Source organism: Treponema sp. (assembly GCF_045657965.1).
In the GTDB taxonomy this organism is placed as follows: Bacteria; Spirochaetota; Spirochaetia; order Treponematales; family Treponemataceae; genus Treponema_D.
Genome location: NZ_JAZOUG010000046.1, coordinates 1 through 6,463, shown reverse-complemented (window position 1 = coordinate 6,463; position 6,463 = coordinate 1). Strand labels below are relative to the sequence as shown.

General features: G+C 38.6%; 8 protein-coding genes and 1 pseudogene. 1 reads left to right on the top strand and 8 read right to left on the bottom strand.

Translation table 11 applies throughout. The annotated features are described in order from the left end of the window. The 8 genes and pseudogenes from ACKI5B_RS01735 to ACKI5B_RS01700 all read right to left on the bottom strand — a co-directional run. Positions 1–359 (bottom strand): annotated as a pseudogene (locus tag ACKI5B_RS01735) (flagellar type III secretion system pore protein FliP); the annotation flags it as partial. A gap of 1 nt (position 360) precedes the next feature. Next, positions 361–1,014 (bottom strand): FliO/MopB family protein, encoded by a 654-nt coding sequence (locus ACKI5B_RS01730; protein ID WP_407425229.1) that lies wholly within the window; start codon positions 1,012–1,014, stop codon positions 361–363. A 107-nt stretch (positions 1,015–1,121) separates the two neighbouring features. Beyond that, positions 1,122–2,276: a flagellar motor switch protein FliN gene (gene fliN / locus ACKI5B_RS01725; protein ID WP_407425228.1), complete on the bottom strand. Its 1,155-nt coding sequence runs from the start codon at positions 2,274–2,276 to the stop codon at positions 1,122–1,124. Next, positions 2,269–3,303, bottom strand: coding sequence for a flagellar motor switch protein FliM (gene fliM / locus ACKI5B_RS01720; RefSeq protein ID WP_407425227.1), 1,035 nt, complete (start codon positions 3,301–3,303; stop codon positions 2,269–2,271). Before fliM ends, fliN begins: the two co-directional genes overlap by 8 nt. 42 nt (positions 3,304–3,345) lie before the next feature. After that, positions 3,346–3,897, bottom strand: a complete 552-nt coding sequence (locus ACKI5B_RS01715) for a flagellar basal body-associated FliL family protein (RefSeq protein WP_407425226.1) — start codon at positions 3,895–3,897, stop codon at positions 3,346–3,348. A gap of 34 nt (positions 3,898–3,931) precedes the next feature. Further along, positions 3,932–4,672, bottom strand: coding sequence for a flagellar motor protein MotB (gene motB, locus ACKI5B_RS01710; RefSeq protein WP_407425225.1), 741 nt, complete (start codon positions 4,670–4,672; stop codon positions 3,932–3,934). A gap of 24 nt (positions 4,673–4,696) precedes the next feature. Further along, positions 4,697–5,479, bottom strand: a complete 783-nt coding sequence (locus tag ACKI5B_RS01705; protein ID WP_407425224.1) for a motility protein A — start codon at positions 5,477–5,479, stop codon at positions 4,697–4,699. A 32-nt stretch (positions 5,480–5,511) separates the two neighbouring features. Next, entirely contained in the window at positions 5,512–5,709 is a 198-nt protein-coding gene (locus ACKI5B_RS01700; RefSeq protein ID WP_407425223.1) for a flagellar FlbD family protein, read from the bottom strand. A gap of 210 nt (positions 5,710–5,919) precedes the next feature. On the opposite strand from ACKI5B_RS01700, the gene ACKI5B_RS01695 reads away from it, so the two are divergent. Beyond that, the coding region (locus ACKI5B_RS01695) for a response regulator transcription factor (RefSeq protein ID WP_407425222.1) at positions 5,920–6,463 on the top strand (544 nt) is incomplete at its 3' end.

Here is a 6,463-nt window from a genome sequence, read left to right as displayed (position 1 = left end):
TGCTGTAAAGAAAGAGCCCGTTTTATAAAATCTAATACAATCGAAAAACGAAGGAAACAGGTTGTAAGAATCAAAAGGCTTGGTGCAATTGTTAAGACTGTAAGCAAAAGTAACAGCTGTACAGAAAAAGCAACTTCCTGTCCGCTTTGAGGCCTTGTAATATTTACATCAATATTAGGAAAATCAAGTCCACGGACCTGACCAGTCATTTCTGTACGGCCATTTGTAGAACCAGATGGAAAATTCCTGTTTTGACGGCTCTGTGAAGTTACTGGAAAAAGACAGAAAACAGTCAAAAAGGAAGCAAGTATAATTTTAGGAAGCCATTTATGAAATGCAGCTGAAATCATTTTTCTCATATTACTGCTCTCCGTCTTCATTTTCATTAAAACGCTCACGCTGACGCCGCAAAGATTCTGAAGAGTCCCATGCGGCAGAACCGTAAATATTATTTTTCTTTGAAGGATTTTGTGACATTTTTCCCATAAAGATATTTAAAACATCTTCGAATGAACGGGGACGTTTTGTGCTATCATTTTTATCAGCATAAAGATTCATGGAATTAACAAGTTCTTTATCTGTAATTTCTCCAACCAGATTTACATTATTATCAGAAACGCCAAGAATATAAGCATGATCTAAAATCGTAACAACATCAACAGAGCGGCTTGGAGAAAGGGAAAGATGTGAAACATGTCTTAAAAAAGGATCATCTGAGTTTGAAAGTTTTGTACTTCTTTTTAAAACACGCAGGGCAAAATAAGCAATACCAGTTACTAATGCAAGTGCAAAAACCATTTTAAAGAAAAGACCGAAAGTTGAAGGAGAATTTACGGTTTGACCGCCATTTTGACTTCCCCAATATGGTTTCTGATTTTCTGAAGCTGTCTGTTCTACAGCTGACTGCTGCTGATTTAGATTTGATTCCTGTGCAGAAACAGAAAACTGGAAAAATGAAAGTAAAATTCCAATGTAAAGAATTTTTAAAAGACAATTATGAGAAAATTTTGTCATACCCCACCCACTTTTTGACAAACTTTTTATTAATTTCTTAAATTATATCAAAAAAAAAGGCATCTGTCGAATGATTTTTGACAGATGCCTTAATTTTTTATGTATTTTTAACGAAGATCGCTCACTCGTTCCATAGGTGAAAGAATTTCAGTTACACGAACACCGAAGTTTTCGTCGATGACTACAACTTCACCCTTTGCAATCGGTTTATGGTTTACAAGAATATCTACAGGTTCACCAGCAAGTTTATCAAGCTCGATGATTGTTCCTTCACCCATACCCAAAATATCTTTAATCTGCTTTTTAGTACGGCCAAGTTCTACGGTCATTTCCATGTTTACATCCATGATAAGACCGATATTTCCCTGTTCCTGACTTGCAGGACCTCCGGCAAGACTCGGATACTGAACAGACTGAACATTAGGCATAGACATACCCATTGGCATACCGCCCATCTGCATTCCACCCATAGGCATCTGCATTCCACCCATCATAGGCTGCTGCTGGAAACCACCCATCTGCATCTGAGGCTGCCCCATCTGCATTCCGCCCATTGGACTTCCTCCGGCAAGATTTGCCATTGAAGCCATATCAGCGGCATTAAGAGCACCGCCTGCTGCTGCAGGTTCCGGAGTTCCACCACCTAAAGCGCGTGCAATTCCTTCAGCAACATCGCTTGAAACAGCTTCCCACAATGTATATGTCTGACCGTCAAGCGTCAAAGGATAAGTGAACAATGCAAATGTTCCCTGCGGAATACGGACCATTGCCTTTGGAACATGTACTGCCTCTGGCGGATTTGAAGCAAGACCTGCTATTGAACTAAGATCTGTAATTTCAGAACCTGTATGAGTTGAAACAAACTCACCAATTACTGAAAGTGCCATATCATCAAGTTCAGCATTTTCTTCCTTGTTTACAAGGCTTGTAATTTTCTGCGCAAATTCTGGTGCAAGAAGAACAAGGTGATCACCTTTAAGACCTGCATTAAAATCAGCCATTACGGCAACTACCATTTCCGGAAGTTTTGCAAGAAGCTGATCACGGTCCATTGATTCAACCGAAGGAGCTCCAATTTCAAAAGAAGCCCCAGTCATGCCGTTCAAATTTGCAGCAGCTTTATCCTTTAAGCCGTCAGCAAATTTGCCAAGTGTTTGAGTATCAATATTGACATTGGAAGATGGACCTGATGAAAGACCTCCAACATCAACGCCCGAAAGCAAAGCGTCAATTTCGCTCTGTGATATTGTTCCATCACTCATAAGATTCATCTCCTTCTACTGACAATTCTTCGAATTCATCAGATTCACTCTGATCTATTTTACCTATAACCTGAACAGCCATTTTTTTGCCGACGACACCAGGCTGACAGTAAAATTTCTTTTCATTTCCAACACTCAATGTTAAAGGATCACCTACACGGACTGTTGAAAGCCGTACAACATCCCCTGCCCTTAAAGAAAGAACTTCACGGATTGGAAGATTTATTGTACCGATTTCTGCAACAACATCCATATTGACATCAGAAAGCTTTTCCTTAAGAGTGCCAAGATACTGTGTTGTAGAACTTCTTCTGACAGAACTGAACCAGAACTGTGAAGAAAGTTTTGAAACAATCGGTTCGATGGTAAGATATGGAATACAGAAGTTCATCATACCTTCTTCTTCACCAATTTTTGTTTCCAGTGTTACAAGAACAACCATTTCAGAAGGCGGGACAATTGAAGCAAACTGAGGATTAGTTTCGATTTGTCCAAGCCGCGGACGTAAATCTATTACCTGAGTCCAAGCCTCACGCATATTTGCAAGAATACGTACGATAATGCCTTCCATTACGGACTGTTCGATATCAGTTAAATCGCGGCTTACTTTTGCTCCCTGACCTGTACCACCAAACAGACGGTCAATTACACTGAATGTAATAGCAGGGTCAATCTCTAAAACAGCATTACCTTTAAGAGGATCCATATTGATTACAGCAAGAGTTGTTGGAGTAGGAATAGAACGGACAAATTCCTCATATGTAAGCTGATCAACAGAAGCAACATGGACATGAACTAAAGAACGCAGCTGAGCTGAGAGACTTGTTGTTGTAAGACGCGCGAAAGTTTCATGCATAATCTGCACGGTACGGATCTGTTCCTTTGAGAATTTATCCGGACGTTTGAAATCATAAATCTTAATTTTTCGCGTATCACTGACCGGCTTAAAGTCATCAGTTCCTGAATCTCCGGAACTGATTGCCTGTAAGAGCTGGTCAATTTCATCCTGTGACAGAACCTCGTTCATGTCTTTCCCACCTTTTAGCGCTTTTTTAGCAAACCGATTATGCTATTGCTGAATTACATCCAGCTGCATGAATCGAACATCTTTAATTTTTGATGTACTTAAAATTGTATCGTTTATTGCATTACGGATTTCAATTTTAAGATACTCTTCATTTTGTGGCCGAAGTTCTTCGGCTGTCTTCTGCGTAAAGTATCGGCGTAAAAAGTCTTTAAGTTCAACAGTTCTTTGTGTAATTTCTGTTGAAGTTGCCTTATCTTCTTTTTTATAACCGAGTACAACATCAACACGAACAGAAGCAGGATTTGCTTCCATAGTGCGTGTCTGAAGCAGTCCAAGTGAAGTGTACCAGTCAAGAATTTCTTTTGATGCAGTATATTCTTCAGTCATTGGAATAGCTGCATTTGTTCCGGTATTATTTCCACCAAGAATCTTCATTGTAATTACTACAACAGTTACAATCAAAATAACTGCTGCAAGACCGATTGCTACCCATTTTAAAAGACCAGGAATAAGAAGCCCTTTTCCGCCTTTAGCTGGAGCAGCACCAGCATCTCCGCCATCGTCTAAACCTAAGCCTTCATCTTCGTCTGCCATAAAAAACTCCTTATCCTATCAAAAAAAATTAGCATTAAAAGTGACCTTCATCAAGAATGATGATGTCAACTCTGCGGTTATACGCCTGACCTTCTTTTGTTTCATTGGAAAACATAGGTCTTGTATCCGCATATCCGGCAATTGAAAACTGCTGTTCATCAACACCGAAATCCGATAAATAGTGAAGAACATTTGCCGCACGGGCAGTAGAAAGTTCCCAGTTAGACGGATAAAACTCACTGTTAACCGGATTACTGTCTGTATGTCCCTCTATTCTAAATCTTCGGTTTTTTAGCTCTGAATCTTGAAAAAATTTTGATAATTTCAAAAGAATATCGCGGGTTTCATCAATATTCATTGCAGCACTTCCTTCTTCAAAGAAAACATCAGAAGCAAGTGAAATAACTAAACCGCGTTCATCACTGGAAATTGTAATTTTTGCAGAATTTACTTCAGGCGCAAATATACTTACAGCTTTCTTTTTTGCAATTGAAAGAGATTTACCGTCTTCAAGAGCAGGAAGTGAAGAAATAGAATTTCCTAAATCAGCCAGTTTTCCCTGTGCAAGAGACTGTCCGCCATTTGTAACAGGAGCTTCGATTGATTCTGTAGTAATCTGTAAGGATTCCTGAATCTGTGCTAATGCAGCCGTATCAACTTCTGAAGGGTCATACAACATAACGAAGAAGCAGAGCATAAGCGTAATCATGTCACCATAAGTACCTTGCCAGGCGGTTGACGGTTTTTCGGGCTCTTTTTTTTCTTTTTTTGCCATTATTCTTCAGCCTTTCTTAGAAAATTAGTCTTTAAGGACATCCGGTTCAATAATCTTGCGTGTTTTTGGATCAAGATAAGTCAAAAGCTTTAATGCAAGAATTCGAGGGTTGTCACCGGCCTGAATTGAAAGAACACCTTCAATAATCATTTCCATTGTTGACATTTCAGCAGCATTCTGAGCAGAAAGTTTATTTGCAAAAGGAGCAACAAGCCAGTTAGCAAGCATAGAACCATACAGTGTTGTAATCAAAGCGACAGCCATGTTAGGACCAAGAGAACTTTTATCTTCCAAGTTGTTCAACATACCGATAAGACCAATAACCGTACCCAACATACCAAAACCAGGACCATAACCTGCCCACGCGTTAATAACGCCTACCCAGCTCATATGACGTGCTTCTGCTGCACTCATTTCGTTTTCCATGATAGTACGGATAACATTTCCATCAGTACCATCGACTACCATACGTAAACCTTCTTTCATGAAAGCACTGTCCAGATCCTCAAGCCCTTCTTCAAGGGCAAGAATACCTTCACGGCGGGCTTTTTCAGAAAGGGCAACCATATTCTGAATCAATGTTTTTTCGCCATAATCATGTGTTTTAAGTGCACGCCCCATAATTTTGAAAAGGCCGAGAGCCTGTTTAAGCGGTGCTACAATGAACAGAGCGGCATAAGAACCACCGACAGTTACGAACAAAGACGGAATATCTACGATACCACCAATTGTACCACCAGAAGTTACAACACCAAGACCGATAGCAATCGTACCACCAATAAGACCGATTATTGTAGCTATATCCATATTGATTTATCTCCTACAATTTTTTTGATATTTTATATTTCAAGGGCATTAATGCCGATTTGTTTACGATATGAGACAATACGATCAATAACTTCCTGAGGTTTATCCTTAACCACAATTTTTTTTCCAGAAAAGAAAGTGATTGTAAGATCAGGATTCTGCTCCATACTTTCAATCATGTGCGGATTAATCCAGTAAGTTGTACCGTCTAATTTTAATACAGGAATCATTCCCCCACCCCGTAAGAAAAAGACTTTTAAATATTGCACCATTATATTACAAATGTCTGAATATTTAAAGCATTTTTTTCAAGCTGTATCTGATTCGTAACTTCTTTTTGATTATCGGAAAAATATAATTTTTTATTAGATTCTGTTTTTATCATTGCGTTTTTTTTATTCTTTAGGTAAATTTTTAAGTGAAATAACGAGGTAACGAAAATGGCTGTAAAAATTCTGGTTATTGAAGATGTTCCTGAAATGTCTGATTTAATTTCAATGTATCTTGAAAAAGAAAGCATGACAGTTACAAAAGCCCTGAATGCAGAAATAGCACTTGATACTTTAAAAACAGATATTCCGGATTTAGTAATTCTCGATTTAAATCTTCCGGGAATGAGCGGTTTTGATTTTCTTAAAAAATTCCGTACAGAATTTAATAACGCAATTCCTGTAATAATATCTTCTGCACGTGATGGAGATGAAGACATTATCGAAGGTCTAGGCTTAGGAGCAGACGAATTTGTTACAAAACCTTTTTCACCAAGAGTCCTTGTAGCAAAAGTAAAGGCAAACCTGCGCAGAACATCAGAAATTTCAGATGCAGCTGAAGACTATTACGCATTCGGCGATTACAAACTTCTCTTAAACTCATGCGTACTAAAAAAAGGCAGTGAAAAAATCCCGCTTTCAAATAAAGAATATAAAGTTCTTGAATATCTTACAAAACACGAAAGAGAGCAATTAAGTCCTGAAAAAATCTATA